Here is a 13,082-nt window from a genome sequence, read left to right on the forward strand (position 1 = left end):
GAAGCAATGAAGATGACGTTCGGGCTGTTGGGCCCCCTGACGGTCGCCGTGGACGGCGTGCCGCAGCCGCTGCCGAGGGCCACCGTGCTGCGGGGGCTGCTGGGCGCCTTGCTGCTCGCCGAGGGGGAACGGCTGCCCGTCGGCCGGCTGGTGGACCTCGTGTGGGCCGGGCAGGCGGACCGGATCGGCCGGGGCGCCGTGCACACCGGGATGTCGCGGCTGCGCACCTGGCTCGGCGGCTTCGGGGACGAGACGGTGGCCCTGGACTCCGACGCCCAGGGGTACCGGCTGGTGACCGGGCCGGACGCGGTGGACCTGGCGCGGTTCCGCGCGCTCGCCGCCGACGGGGACCCAGCGGCGGCGGCCGCCCTGCGCCGCGGCCCGGTCCTGGCCGGGCTGGATCGGGTGAACCGCGAGGACCCGCTGGTGGCGTCCGTGGAGGGCGCGGTGCGCGCCACCGTCCTGGCCCAGGCCCGGGCCGCCCTGGCGACCGGCGGGTGCCGGACCGCCCTGGCCACCGTGACGGCGCTCGCCGAGGAGCACCCGTTCGACGAGCCCGTGCACACCGCCCTGCTGGAGCTGCTGGCGGCGGACGGCCGGGCCGCCGAGGCCCTGCGCCGCTTCCAGACGCTGCGCCGCCGGCTCTCCGGGGAACTCGGCATCGAACCGGGCGAGCAGGTGCAGAAGGTCTTCCTCGCGCTGCTCGCCCAGGACCGCGAGGGCACCCCCGCGGACCCCCGTCAGACCCGGGTGCCCTCGCAACTCCCCCGGGACATCACCGACTTCACCGGCCGCGACGACCAGGTCCGGCTCGTCCTGGACACCCTGGCGGCCGGCCGGGTACCGGTGATCGCCGGCATGGGCGGCATCGGCAAGACGGCACTGGCCGTCCACACCGCCCACCGCGCCGCCGTCGACTACCCGGACGGCCGGCTGTACGCGGACCTGCGCGGCGCCGACGAGTCGCCCGCCGACCCGGCCAACGTCCTGGCCGCCTTCCTGCGCGCCCTCGGCGCCGACCCCAGGGAGATCCCGGCCTCCCTGGAGGAGCGCTCCGCGCTGTACCGCACCCTGCTCGCCGACCGCCGCACGCTCGTCCTGCTGGACAACGCCGCCGACGAGCAGCAGATCGGCCCGCTGCTCCCCGGCACACCGGCGCACCCGGCCGGCACCCCGAACGACATCCCGAACGACGGCCGGGACGGCCGGAACAGCCGGCCCGGCCACGGAGGCCGCCCCGCCGTCCTGGTGACCAGCCGCGCCGCGCTCACGGCCCTGCCCGGTGCCCGGCTCGTCGACCTCCACGAACTCGACGCCACCCACGCCCGGACGCTGCTGTGCCGCATCCTCGGGGACCACCGGGTCGCCGCCGAGCCGGTGGCCGCCGCCCAGATCGTCGACCTGTGCGGCGGCATGCCGCTGGCGGTCCGCATCGCCGGGGCCCGGCTGGCCGCCCGGCCGCGCTGGACCCTGGCCCGGCTCGCCCACCTGCTGCGCGACGAACGGCGCCGGCTCGACGAACTGTCGGCCGGGAACCTGGCCGTCCGGGCCGGCTTCGCCGTCGGCTACGCCCGCCTGTCGGAACCGACCCGCCGGATGTTCCGCCTGCTCGGCCTGCTCGACGCACCCGACTTCGCGCCGTGGGCCGCGGCGGCGATGGCCGGCATCCCGCTGGAACGGGCCGAGCGGCAGCTGGAGGAGCTGATCGACGCCCAGCTCCTCCAGGAGGCCGGGACGGAGCCGCACCTGCGCTACCGCTTCCACGACCTCGTCCGGCTGTACGCCCGGGAGCACGCCGAGGCCGCGGACGAACCGGCCGCGCGCGCCGCCGCGCTCGAACGGGCCTTCGGCGCCTGGCTCTGGCTCGCCGAGCAGGCGGCCGACCAGGTGCCGGGGCCCTGCTTCGCGCCGCTCCACGGCGAGGCGCCCCGCCACCCGATGCCGTCCGCCGTCGCGGCGGCGCTGCTGGACGACCCGATGGCCTGGTTCGACGCGGAGCAGCAGGCCCTGAACGCGAGCGCCCGGCAGGCCGCCACGCTGCGCATGGTGCCGATGGCCTGGGACCTCGCCGCCTGCCAGGAGAAGTACTGCGACGTCCGCGGCCTGTACGACGACTGGCGCACCACGCACCTGACCGTCCTCCAGGTCTGCCGGACGGCCGGCGACGGCCTGGGCGCGGCCGTGCTCACCCGGGGCCTCATCGAGGTGACGACCTGGACCACCCCGGCCGAGGACGCCGGCACGACGGTCGGGGTCGAGGACGGCACCCAGACGATGGTCGCCCTGGAGGACCACGCGCGGCGCCTGCGGCAGCTGTTCGAGCAGGTGGGGGAACCGCGCGGGACCGCCGACGCCCTCGTCCTGGCCGCCTGGAGCCTGGTGGCCCAGGGCCGCGAACAGGAGGCCCTGGACGCGGGCCGCCGCGCCCTGAACCTCGCGACCGCCCACGACCACCCGGGCGGCCAGGCCCGGGCGCACCAGATCATCGCCATCGCCTACGGGGAGACGGACCTCGACCGGACGATCGAGCACCTGACGGAGACGCTGCGGCTGGCCCGGCTGATCGGCAACACCCGCTTCGAGGCGACGGCGATCCAGTTCCTGGGAGCCGCCCACGGCCGGGCCGGCCAGGTGGAGCGCGGGGTCGAGCTGCTGCTGTGTTCGCTCGCCATGGCCCGCTCCCTCGACGACCGCTACGTGGAGGCGTTCTCGCTGCTCTACCTCGCCACGCTCTACGCGGCCACCGACGACGGCCGCGCCCGGGGCACGGCCGAGGCGGCGCTGGCCATCGCCCGGCGGTTCGACCTGGGGCACCACCTCGCCCAGGCCCTCGGCATCCTCGGCGAGCTGGACCTGGCGGAGGGCCACCACGCCTCGGCCGTCGCGCACCTGGAGGAGTCGGTCCTCGTGTGGCGGGCCCGCGGCTGGCGCTCCTTCCTCGCCGGGGCGCTGCGCGCGCTCGGCCGGGCCTACCGGGCTGCCGGGCTGTCCGAGTCGGCCGCGCGCGTGCTCGACGAGGCCCGCGAGCTGGAAGACGCCCCCGCGGCGGGCCCCGACGACCGTACGGGGAACGGCACTCCGGCCGGGTCCGTCCCCTGCGCGGACCCGACCGGCGGCCCCTGAGGGGCGGGACGGGACCTGTCGACCGGGTCCTGGAACCGGGCGCGTCCCCCGTCCTGTGCCGTCGGACCCGACCTTAGGCAAGGCCTCTTACCGATCGCTTACCGATGGTCGGTAACCAGTACGACTTCCGTACGGGCGTCCGATCCGGGCGGTTCGGATGCCGGATGGTTCGGTCGTCGCCTAAAGACCCGGTTAAAAATTCGTGTGACCCCTTGCCGATAATGTGATCACATGTGCAAACGCTGTGACGTTGCGCGTCACAGGGGAGGGACCGGTCCGCTCTGCCGAGCGGACCCGATCAACAGGAGTCGCACCATCAACACCGCCATCCGCAAGGCCGCCCGCGGCGCGATGCCCGTCGCCGTCACCGCCTCGGTGCTCGCCACCGGTCTCGCCGCCTGCGGCACCGTCGAGCAGCTCACCGCCGCCCAGAAGGTGTCCAAGGCCTTCGACAAGGTCGGCAACGCCAAGTCGGCCGGGTTCACCCTCTCCATCGACGCCACCCCCGAGCAGGTCGCCGCGTTCGCCAACTCCGGTGAGCACGACGGCAGCCGCGGCCTGGTCGACGCCGCCCGCGGCCGCGGCGGCGAGATGGACGAGAAGACCGCCAAGGCGATCTCCGGGCTCTCCCTCTCCGTCGCGGTCTCCGCCGACAAGCCGCTCAAGGACATCGAGGCCTTCAGGAACGCCGGCAAGGACGGCAAGAACACCGACCTGACGCTCGACAAGTCCGTGCGCGTCTCCTACGTGTTCGCCGACCGGAGCGGCACCGCGCTGCTGGAGTACCGCCAGGTCGACGCCAAGGGGTACCTGCACGCCGACGCCAAGGGCCTGCTGAAGCTGGTCGGCGAGGACCCGTCCACCGTGGACGAGCTCCGCCGCAGCCTGCCCGAGAAGCTGAAGCCGGTCGGCGACGTGCTGGACGGCAAGTGGCTCTCCTTCGACCTCCAGGCACTCGCCGACAAGGCGAAGGAGTCCGACGGTCGGAAGGCCGCCCCGAGCGCCGCGCCCGGCGCCGACCAGGAGTTCGGCCGGCAGATCCTCAACTCGCTCAAGGACGTGCTCGGCCGCACCGTCACGTACGAGGACAAGGGCAAGAAGGACGGCGCCGAGCACCTCTGGGTGAGCGCCCCGGCCCGGCAGCTGGTCGACGAGATGTACAAGGCCGTCAAGCCGCTGTCCGGCAAGTTCCCGAAGCAGCTCGGGGACTTCCCCGACCAGGCCCCGAGCGACGTGCCGGACCGCACCATCGGCCTCGACCTCTACCTGAAGAACGGCGCCTTCTCCTCGGCCACCTTCGACTTCGCCCAGCTGGCCGACAAGGTCGAACCGGGCGTCAACTTCCCGGTGAAGCTCGCCTTCAACCAGGCGGCCCCGAACGTCCAGGCCCCGGCCGACGCGGTCACGGTGAGCGACGACCAGCTGCTGGACGCGGTGCTGGGCATGGCCACCGCGCGCGCCGGGGAGGACCTCGCCGACGAGGACGCCCCGAGCGGCCTCCCGATCGCGCCGCCGCTGACCGACGCCCAGCTCAAGGAGCTCGCCGGGCTCGGCATCACCGAGACCGAGGCGCGCGCCTTCAACCGGGCCGGCCTGACCTACCAGGACATCAAGGGGATCGCCCAGAAGGGCTCCCCCTCCCCGGCGTAAGCCCGGCCCGTGACCGGCCGACCGCACCCCGCGGACGGCCGGTCACGCGTTCCCGGTCCGCCGTTCAGGCGTGGCCCGGGGTGCTCAGGCGTGGGCGGCGGCGCACTCCGGGTGCCCCCAGGAGCCGCCCACCTTGGTGATCTTGTCGCCCTTGGCGTACGGGCGGCTGCACGGGCAGGTGCCGGGGAAGCGGGCGTTCAGGGTGCGCGAGCCCCCGCTCCGCTTGGCCCCTCCGCCGGTACCGGTACCGGTGCCGCCGGAGGACGCGGAGGCGGTACGGGCGCCGCGCGCCTTGGGCGCCTTCGTGGCGGCGGCCGGGTCGGGGGCCGGCAGGTCGGCGGCCGTGCCGGAGGCGTCCTGCTGGGTGCGGGCGGCGTCACTGGCGGCCTTGTCGGCGATCGCGTTCAGCGGGTCGCCGTCCACCTGGTGGGCCGGCACGTAGACGAAGGTGACGTCCCGGCCCTCCAGCAGGGCGTCGATCGCCTGGATCAGCTCCTGGTTGGCGACCGGCTTGCCGGCCGCCGTCTTCCAGCCGTTGCGCTTCCAGCCCTTCAGCCACTTGGTCACCGAGTCACGGGTGTAGGTGCTGTCCAGCCGCACCTCCAGCGGCGCCGCCGGGTCCGTCGCGGCCAGCAGCTGCCGCAGCGCCGTCAGCTCGCCCACGTTGTTGGTGCTGTGACCGAGCGCGCCGGCCTGCCAGCGCTGGGGCACCCCGGCGGCGTCCGCCACCACGTAGGCCCAGCCCGCCGGACCGGGGTTGCCCTTGGCTGCTCCGTCACACGCTGCAATGACTCGTTCGACCATGCCCCGATCATGCCTGGTCGGAGGGCCCGGAGCCAAAGCCGCTCGACAACGCCTCCAGGCCCGTTCCACCATGCCCCGATCACGCCTGGCCGGCGGGCCGGAGCCGAAGCCGCCGGGCAGCGCCTCCGGGCCCGCCTCCGGCCCCCGCCGTCGAGCCGGGGCCGCTCAGCCGCGCAGCAGCGGCAGCAGCAGTGCCGCCGACCAGCTGAAGTTGGCCGAACTGCGCCCCTCCCCGGTCAGCGGGTCGTAGTTCTCCCGCACCGGGCCGTCCCCGGTCAACCCGGCGGCGGTGGCCAGCAGCCGCTCGACCGTCCGCCGGGCGTCCTGCTCCCAGCCGTAGCGGCGCAGCCCCTCGACGGCGAAGTAGGTCTGGTCGAGCCAGGCCAGGCCGCGCCAGTAGCCGGCCGGGTCGAAGGACGGCGAGCTGCGGGCCACCGTCGGGAAGGGCATCGCGGTGCCGAACTCCGCCGGGTCGAGCAGCAGCCGGCGCACGGTGCGGGCCTGGGCGGCGGTGGCGGTGCCGGACCACAGCGGGATCGCGCCCTCGATGCCGCGGCCCCTGGCGGTGAGCCGGGCGCCGGTGGCGAGCGCGGTGTCGTGGAACCAGCCGGTGGCCGGGTCGTACATGGTGTCCCGCACGGCGGCGTCGATCCGTTCCGCCCGGGTGCGCAGCCGCTGGGCTCCGGCCCGGTCGCCGAGTTCGGCGGCGATCAGCGCCAGGTGGCGGTGGTCGGCGGCCAGATAGGCGTTGAGGTCGACCGAGCGCTGGTCGAGCGACCAGCCGAGCAGCGTCCCGTCCGCGCCCCGGTTGGGGACCACGGTGGCGGCGTCGAAGCGCGGGGCGTTGTCCATGCCGGACTCCCAGGCCGCCGCCTCCACGCAGGCCTCGGCCGTGTCGTTGGCCGGGTCCACGGTGGCGCCGTACTCGCACAAGCCCTCGCCGAGGTGGTCCCTGGTGCGGTACCACCAGTCCTGGTAGGCGGTCAGCTTGGGCAGCAGCTCGCGCAGGAAGGCGCGGTCGCCGCTGCGCCGGTAGACCTCCCAGACCGCCCAGGAGGCCAGTGGGGGCTTGGAGTTGCGCTCGTTCCAGTTGCCGCCGCCGGTGCCGGGGTCGTTGTAGAAGACGCAGTCGGGGACCATGCCGGCGTCCTGCGGGCGCCCGGCCGCGCCCGCAGGGACCTGGTGGTCGAACACCGCCCGAATCTGGTCGGCGGCCAGGCCGGGCGCGAAGGCCGCGGTGCCGGCGGCCTGTTTCCAGGTGTCCCAGGCCCACACCCCGCTGAACCACTTGTAGGACAGGGTGGGGGTGACGGCGTCGTGCCGGATCCGCCCGGCCGGGCTGCGCCAGTTGGTGACCAGGGTCTGTACGCACTTGACGGCGGTGCGGCGGCGGGCGGCCGGGACGCCCTCGGTGGCCCGGGTGACGTACCCCTGCCAGCGGGCGGTGCCCTCCGCCGCGACCCGCTCCGGGGCGCGCAGCGCGGTCTCGGCCTCCGCCGCGGCCCGGGCGTACTCGGCCTCGGTGAAGGTGTAGCTCTCGGTCCAGTCCAGGCTGCGGGTCTCCCCCGACGCCAGCCGTACCGGCTCGGCGAGTTCGGTGCGGTGGCCGTCGCCGTCGACGCTCAGCACGACCCGGACGGGCCGGGCGTGGCGGACGGCGAAGCGCTCGGTGCCGTCGGTGAGGTAGTCCCAGGTCTGCCGGACCTTCGCGAAGCGCACCTCCACGCCGCGTTCGGCGGCGGCCAGCGTCGGCGCCTCGCGCTGCGGTCCGCCGGCGGGGCGCAGCAGCCGGCCGGTCCAGGCGGCGGTCAGGGTCCGGACGGCCGGGCCGGTGTTGGCGAGCCGGGCCCGGAGCAGGGCGGTGCGGGGGCCGGCGAAGCGCAGGTCCAGGGTGAGGGTGAGGCCGGCGCCGAGGTCGTGGGTGAGCCGTAACAGGCCGGGCAGCGAGGTGCCGCGTACGGGTGCGCCGGCGGTGAGGTCGAGGGGCCGGCCCTGTTCGGTGAGCTGGAGGCGGGTCAGGCCGTCGCTGAGCCACCAGGGGTACTCCTGCGCGAGGTACAGGGGGCCGGTGAAGCCACCCTGGGGATCGGCCGGGCGGGGCAGGGCGTAGGCGTGCCAGGCGCCGAGGTCGGCGAAGACGGTGATCGGGTTGTTGCCGCGGGCGTCGCCGGGGTAGGCCTGGGCGGGGGTGCCGTGCAGGTCGAGGACGTCGGCGTAGCGCTCGTCGGGCCGTGCGGCCTCGTCCGGGGCGTCCGTGTGGGCGTCCGTGTGGGCGTCCGGGGCGGCGGCGAGGGTGCCGGCCGTGGCGAGGGCGGCGGAGCCGGCCAGGAAGTGGCGGCGGGACAGCGGGTTCATGCGCGCTCCTGGGCGGCAGCGGGGAGTCGGAGGACGGCGGCGCCGAGCGGTGCGAGGGTGACGGCGTCGGCCGCTTCGGCGCCGGTGAGCAGGTCGGTGCCGGGCGTGCGGAGCGGGACGCGGTGTTCGTCCGGGCCGTGGTTGAGCAGGAAGAGGTAGCCGGTGCCGTCGGCGGCGTGCCGGCGGGTGGCCTCGACGCCGTCGGGCAGGCCGGGCAGTTCGGGGCCCACTCCGGCTTCGGCGAGCGCCAGGTCGAGCACCGGGCCGACGTCGGCGCCGAGGTGGCAGCTCAGGTACCAGGCGCTGCCGGCGCCGAGCCGGTTGCGGGTGACGGCCGGACGGCCGGCCAGCGTGCCGGAGTGGTAGCGGGCGACGGTCTCGGCGCGCTCGGTCTCGATCCACTCGCTCCAGCGTTCGGCGCGCAGGTCCGTACCGTTCAGGCGCACGGCGGTGGTCGCGCCGTCGGGGATCGGCCAGTGCTCGTCCACCACGATCCCGAGCAGTTCGCGCAGCGGGCCCGGGTGGCCGCCGGGGTGGATGTGGTCGTGCCGGTCGGTGATGCCGCTGAACGGGCCGCAGACCAGCCGGCCGCCGTCCCGTACGTAGGCGGTGAGCCGGTCGGCGGTGGCGGTGTCGAGCAGGTAGAGGTTGGGGGCGAGCAGCAGCGGGTAGCCGTCGGGCTCGGCGGTGGGCGGGAGGAAGTCGACGGTGATGCCGCGCTCGTACAGCGCCGCGTACCAGGGGCGGAGCAGTTCGGGCCAGCGCATCCGGGCGGAGGGGTGGTCGTCCAGTTCGAGGGCCCACCAGCTGTCCCAGTCGAGCAGCACGGCGGCCTGTCCGCGCAGCCGGCTGCCGGCGACCTCGCCCAGCCGGCCCAGTTCGGCGCCGAGGCCGACGGTCTCCTGCCAGCCGCGCGAGGCGGTGCCGCGGTGCGGGAGCATCGCGCTGTGGAACTTCTCGGCTCCGGCGACCGAGGCGCGCCACTGGAAGTGCAGCACCCCGTCGGCGCCGCGGGCCAGGGCCTGGAGTGACCAGAGCCGGTAGAGGCCGGGGGGCTTGGGCAGGTTGACCGGACGCCAGCTGACGGCGGAGGGGGCCTGTTCCATCAGCAGCCAGGGGCGGCCGCCCTTGAGCGAACGCATCAGGTCGTAGTTCATCGCGGCGTTGACGTGGGCGCGCGGGTCTGCCGGGTCGGGGTAGGCGTCGTCGGAGACGAGGTCCTCGTGCCGGCTCCACTCCCAGTAGTCGAGGGCCTTGAGCATCGACATGAAGTTGGTGGTCACCGGGACGCCGGGTGAGACCTCGTCCAGGACGGCCTTCTCGGCGCGGTGCAGGGCGAGCAGCGCGTCCGAGCAGAACCGGCGCCAGTCCAGCAGCTGGGTCGGGTTGACCGGTCCCGGTGCGGTGCGCGGCGGTTCGATCTGCGCGAAGGAGTCGTAGTGCTGGGACCAGAAGGCGGTGCCCCAGGAGCGGTTCAACTCCTCGATGGTGCCGTGCCGTTCGCGCAGCCAGCGGCGGAAGTCGGCGGCCGAGGCGGGGCAGAAGCACTCCTCGACGTGGTCGGCGTACTCGTTGTGGATGTGCCACAGGGCGAGCGCGGGGTGGTGGCGGTAGCGCTCGGCGAGGGTCCGGGTGAGCCGGACGGCGGCCTGCCGGTAGGCGGGTGAGGAGGGGCAGTAGTGCTGGCGCGAGCCGAACTCCAGGCGTACGCCGTCGGCGGTGACGGGCAGCGACTCGGGGTGGGCGCGGACCAGCCAGGCGGGCGGGGAGGCGGTGGCGGTGGCCAGGTCGACGGCGATGCCGTGCCGGTGGACCAGGTCGAGCAGGCGGTCCAGCCAGCAGAAGTCCCAGTTGTCGGGGCCGGGTTGGAGGCGGGCCCAGGAGAAGATGCCGACGGTGACCAGGTTGACCCCGGCCTCGGCCATCAGCTTCACGTCCTCGGCCCACACCTGCTCGGGCCACTGCTCGGGGTTCCAGTCCCCGCCGTACAGCAGTCCCGGCACCCGGGTGAGGCGGTCCATGGTCATCCTTTCAGCGCCCCGCCCAGCAGACCGGCCACGAACTGCCGCTGGAAGACCAGGAAGAGCACCATCAGCGGGAGCGTGGCCAGGAAGGAGCCGAGCATCAGGCCGGAGTAGTCGACGTGGGTCAGCCCGGTCAGCGTGTTGAGCGCGACCGGCACGGTGTACTTGTCCTCGGTGTTGAGCATCAGCAGCGGCCAGATGAAGCTGTTCCACTGCCCCATGAAGGTGAAGATCACCAGTGCGCCCAGCTGTGGCCGTACGCACGGCAGGACGACCTGGTAGAAGGTGCGCAGTTCGCCGGAGCCGTCGATCCTGGCGGACTCCAGCAGTTCGTCGGGGAAGTCCAGGAAGCCCTGGCGCATCAGCAGGATGCCGAAGGAGTTGGCCAGGAAGGGCACGATGACGGCCTGGTAGCTGTCGATCCAGCCGAGGCCGGCCATCATCTGGAACAGCGGGACCAGCAGCACCTGGAGGGGGATCATCATGGTGGCCAGCACCAGGCCGAGCAGCAGTCCGCGGCCGCGGAAGCGGTACTTGGCGAGCCCGTAGCCGCACATCGCGGACAGCAGCGCGCTGAGCGCGGTGTGGACGACGGCGATCCCGAGGCTGTTGAACAGCACCCGGCCGAAGCCGATGGTCTCCTGGAGGTGGACCAGGTTGCGCAGCAGGTTCCCGCCGGGCAGGAACGGCGGCGGCGAGTGGAACAGTTCGGAGCTGCTGTGGGTGCCGGCGATCACCATCCAGGCGAAGGGCAGCAGGCTGAGGACGGCGCCGAGGGTGAGGACGGCGAGGACGGCGGTGCGGCCGGCCCTGGCGAGCGCTGGTGGACGGCTCATCGGCGCCGGTCCCTTCCGTAGAGCCGGAACTGGAGCAGGGAGACGGCCGCGATGATCAGCACGACGACCCAGGCGATGGCGGCGGCGTAGCCGAAGTCGAGCTGCTGGAAGCCGACCTTGTAGAGGTAGACCACCGGGGTGAGCGTCGCGTCGCCGGGGCCGCCGCGGGTCAGGACGTAGTTCTCGTCGAAGAGTTGCAGGGTGCCGATGGTGGAGGTGATGACGCAGAACAGCACCACCGGGCGCAGCTGGGGCAGGATCACGCTGGTGTAGGTGCGGACGGTGCCGGCGCCGTCGAGGGCGGCGGCCTCGTACTGGTCGCGGCCGATGGCGTGGAGTCCGGCGAGCAGGATGACGGCGTTGTAGCCGGTCCACCGCCAGGTGACCGAGCCGATCAGTGAGATGCGGGCCCAGGTGGGCGAGTTGAGCCAGTCGACCGGGCCGAGGCCGAGGGCCTGGAGGAACTGGTTGGCGAGGCCGCCGTCGGTGCGCAGCAGGACCTGGAAGACCACCGCGTAGGCCACCAGGGTGGTGATCGCGGGCAGGAAGAAGACCGCCCGCCAGCCGGCCCGGAGGCGCAGCCAGGACTGGTTGAGCAGGACGGCGAGCACCAGGGCGAGGCCGATCATCACCGGGACCTGGACGGCGAGGATCAGGCCGGTGTTGACGAGGGAGTGCAGGAAGGCCGGGTCGTGCAGCATGCGCCGGTACTGGTCGAGGCCGACCCAGACGTCGACGCCGTCGCGGCGGGCGGTGAAGCTCTGGTAGAGGCTGGCGCCGAGGGGGTAGGCGAAGAAGGCGACGAAGAGCGCGGTCGTGGGACCGGCGAACAGCCAGGCCGCGGCCGCGGTGCGTGGGGAGCGCCGGCGGCGGGCGGGGGCGGCCGGGGCCTGGGCCGGGGCCGCCGGTTTGCGCGGGGAGGCCGGAGGACTGGTCATCGGGCCCGCCCCTACGCGACCGGCCGGCGGCCGGTCGCGGTGGCGATCTGGCGGGCGGCGGAGCGCAGTACGGTGCCGGGGTCGGCTCCGTTGTGCAGCACCTGGTTGACGGCGGTGGTGACGATGTCGCCGGCCTTGGAGTCGTCGGCGGTGTACTCGACGGTGGGGATGGCGCGGGCGAGTCCGGCGAACAGTTGCATGGCCGGCTGGCCGCCGTAGTAGGGGGCGGGCTGCTGGAAGTACGGGTCGTCCAGGGCGGGGAGGTAGGCGGGGAAGAGCCCTTCGTGCTGCATCATCGAGGCCTGGTTGGCCTTGTCGGCGAGCAGGAAGGAGAGGAAGGCCCAGGCGGTCTCGGGGTTCCTGCTCTGCGCGGGGACGCACAGGGTGGAGCCGCCGCTGTTGGAGGTGCGGGTGCCGCCGGGGGTGAAGGCGGGCAGCGGGACGACGCCGAACTTGCCGCTGAGGTCGGTCATTTCGGCGGTGAGGGTGCCGTCCCACCAGGCGGCGGTGGGGATGGTGGCGGCCTTGCCGTCGTGGGTGGCGGAGACGAGTCCGTCCCAGCCGTTCTCGAAGTCCACCAGGTCGCGGTCGACGAGCTGTTTGAGCAGGGTGAGCGCGCGTTCGGCGGCGGGGGTGGCGACGGCGGCCTTGCCGTCGGTGAACCAGCGCTGGCCCTGCTGCTGGAGGAGCATCGCGAAGAGGCTGTCCTCCTTGGCGTCCAGGGTGAGCAGTTTCCTTCCGGTGGCGGCCTTGAGGGTGGTGCCGGCGGTGAGGTAGTCGTCCCAGGTGTTCAGGCCGGCCGGGTCGACGCCGGCCTGCCGGAACAGGTCGCGCCGGTAGAACAGGGCGCACGGCCCGCTGTCCCAGGGCAGGGCGAAGACCCGGCCCCTGGCGTCCGTCACGGTGCGCCAGGAGGCTTCCGGGTACTGGGACTTGAGGGTCCCGGCGCGGCCGGTGAGGTCGACCAGGGCGTTCGGGAAGTTGCCGATGTAGGTGGGGAGTTTGTGGCCCTCGATGGTGAGGATGTCGGGCAGTCCGCTGCCGGCGCCGAGCCCGACGGTGATCTTGTCGTAGGCGTTGTCGTAGCCGATGTCCACCACGTCGACGGTGGTGCCGGGGTGGGCCTGTTCGAAGACCTTGCCGAGCCGCTGCATGGCCTTGGCGGCGACGTCCCAGGACCAGATGGTGACCTTGCCGGCGAGGGTGGCGCCCGGGCTGCCCGCGAGCTGCTTGGCGCTGGCGCCGCCGGTTCCGCCGGTCGCGCAGCCGGTGGCACCGGTCAACAGCAGTGCGCCGCCGGCGAGTCCGGCACGGAGGAGTCGGCGACGCCCTGGATCTTCCGCCGATTCTCC

Annotated in this window: 8 protein-coding genes; 2 read left to right on the plus strand and 6 right to left on the minus strand. The window is 73.9% G+C overall.

The features are described 5' to 3' along the window. The first annotated feature begins 6 nt into the window (after positions 1–6). Both ACZ7C5_RS12585 and ACZ7C5_RS12590 read left to right on the plus strand, forming a co-directional pair. Entirely contained in the window at positions 7–3,123 is a 3,117-nt protein-coding gene (locus ACZ7C5_RS12585; protein ID WP_470322545.1) for an ATP-binding protein, read from the plus strand. 351 nt (positions 3,124–3,474) lie between these two features. Continuing rightward, complete coding sequence (locus tag ACZ7C5_RS12590) at positions 3,475–4,773, plus strand: hypothetical protein (protein ID WP_401081865.1); 1,299 nt, start codon at positions 3,475–3,477, stop codon at positions 4,771–4,773. 84 nt (positions 4,774–4,857) lie between these two features. Here ACZ7C5_RS12590 and ACZ7C5_RS12595 read toward each other — a convergent pair whose 3' ends face one another. The 6 genes from ACZ7C5_RS12595 to ACZ7C5_RS12620 all read right to left on the minus strand — a co-directional run bounded on the left by ACZ7C5_RS12595 (position 4,858) and on the right by ACZ7C5_RS12620 (position 13,013). Then, positions 4,858–5,577, minus strand: a complete 720-nt coding sequence (locus ACZ7C5_RS12595) for a ribonuclease H family protein (protein ID WP_401081868.1) — start codon at positions 5,575–5,577, stop codon at positions 4,858–4,860. Between the two features lie 165 nt (positions 5,578–5,742). Then, entirely contained in the window at positions 5,743–7,932 is a 2,190-nt protein-coding gene (locus tag ACZ7C5_RS12600) for an MGH1-like glycoside hydrolase domain-containing protein (protein ID WP_470322546.1), read from the minus strand. Further along, positions 7,929–9,953, minus strand: a complete 2,025-nt coding sequence (locus tag ACZ7C5_RS12605; RefSeq protein ID WP_470322547.1) for a beta-galactosidase — start codon at positions 9,951–9,953, stop codon at positions 7,929–7,931. The genes ACZ7C5_RS12600 and ACZ7C5_RS12605 overlap by 4 nt, the downstream gene beginning before the upstream one ends. A gap of 2 nt (positions 9,954–9,955) precedes the next feature. Continuing rightward, positions 9,956–10,792, minus strand: coding sequence for a carbohydrate ABC transporter permease (locus tag ACZ7C5_RS12610; RefSeq protein WP_470322548.1), 837 nt, complete (start codon positions 10,790–10,792; stop codon positions 9,956–9,958). Continuing rightward, positions 10,789–11,730, minus strand: coding sequence for a carbohydrate ABC transporter permease (locus ACZ7C5_RS12615; RefSeq protein ID WP_401081879.1), 942 nt, complete (start codon positions 11,728–11,730; stop codon positions 10,789–10,791). Before ACZ7C5_RS12615 ends, ACZ7C5_RS12610 begins: the two co-directional genes overlap by 4 nt. A gap of 11 nt (positions 11,731–11,741) precedes the next feature. Continuing rightward, a complete protein-coding gene (locus tag ACZ7C5_RS12620) occupies positions 11,742–13,013 on the minus strand; it encodes an ABC transporter substrate-binding protein (RefSeq protein WP_401081882.1) in 1,272 nt (423 codons plus the stop codon). Between the last annotated feature and the right edge of the window lie 69 nt (positions 13,014–13,082).

The organism is Kitasatospora sp. NPDC036993, assembly GCF_055607525.1.

Excerpts from the sequence above, each read along its gene's own strand:
- ACZ7C5_RS12590 (WP_401081865.1), top strand. The coding sequence starts at position 3,475 with ATGCCCGTCGCCGTCACCGCCTCGGTGCTCGCCACCGGTCTCGCCGCC.
- ACZ7C5_RS12605 (WP_470322547.1), bottom strand. The coding sequence starts at position 9,953 with ATGGACCGCCTCACCCGGGTGCCGGGACTGCTGTACGGCGGGGACTGG.
- ACZ7C5_RS12600 (WP_470322546.1), bottom strand. The coding sequence starts at position 7,932 with ATGAACCCGCTGTCCCGCCGCCACTTCCTGGCCGGCTCCGCCGCCCTC.
- ACZ7C5_RS12610 (WP_470322548.1), bottom strand. The coding sequence starts at position 10,792 with ATGAGCCGTCCACCAGCGCTCGCCAGGGCCGGCCGCACCGCCGTCCTC.
- ACZ7C5_RS12585 (WP_470322545.1), top strand. The coding sequence starts at position 7 with ATGAAGATGACGTTCGGGCTGTTGGGCCCCCTGACGGTCGCCGTGGAC.
- ACZ7C5_RS12615 (WP_401081879.1), bottom strand. The coding sequence starts at position 11,730 with ATGACCAGTCCTCCGGCCTCCCCGCGCAAACCGGCGGCCCCGGCCCAG.
- ACZ7C5_RS12595 (WP_401081868.1), bottom strand. The coding sequence starts at position 5,577 with ATGGTCGAACGAGTCATTGCAGCGTGTGACGGAGCAGCCAAGGGCAAC.